The organism is Vibrio sp. 811, assembly GCF_033339195.1.
This window is the reverse complement of record NZ_JAWOUB010000786.1, coordinates 1-554: the sequence shown is the minus strand read 5'-3', so window position 1 is coordinate 554 and position 554 is coordinate 1. Positions and strand designations below refer to the sequence as shown.

1 protein-coding gene is annotated in these 554 nt (G+C 46.2%); it reads right to left on the bottom strand.

Features of this window, described 5'->3' with window-relative positions; all coding sequences use genetic code 11:
- Positions 1 to 554: DUF6701 domain-containing protein (locus R7Q46_RS29395; RefSeq protein WP_318078615.1), on the bottom strand; the 554-nt coding region annotated here is incomplete at both ends.

Below are 554 nucleotides of genomic sequence, written 5' to 3'. Positions count from 1 at the left end.
TCCAATCTTGACTTTGCACTTTGAAGTACTTCGGATAGAAACGTCCGATATGGCGATAACCTTCGTTAACCTTCATGCCAAAATACGTACTGTCGAGGTTTGCTTTCACTTTCAAGCTGCCGACTTCTGCCCAATACAATCCGTTAAAAACGAAGCGATGGTTCTTGGCTGATTGGTGTCCTTGAGTTAACGCATAATTACTTTTCAACAGCGTCGAGGTTTGGTTTGCCGTGTTTAAAGGCGAGTGTTGCTCGCTCGACAAAACAACCGATGCTGCTGGTGCACCATCATGCATAAAGTTGGTCGTGACCAAAGCATCACAATAAGCTGATGAGTCGATAGGAGCACTGATAGAACCCCCTTTTTGCCAGATGACGGGTTTCACTGTTAACGAGAAATGTTCGCCAGCGGCAATGAACTTATCACCTTGTTCGGATGTGCCTGAAGGCAAGGTGTTTTGGTTCTCACAGATTGCCAAGGTCCATGGTCGCGAGTACACATTAAACTTGCCTGTTACATCAACTGTGCCGTCGTCCGGACACTCTGAAAATCCT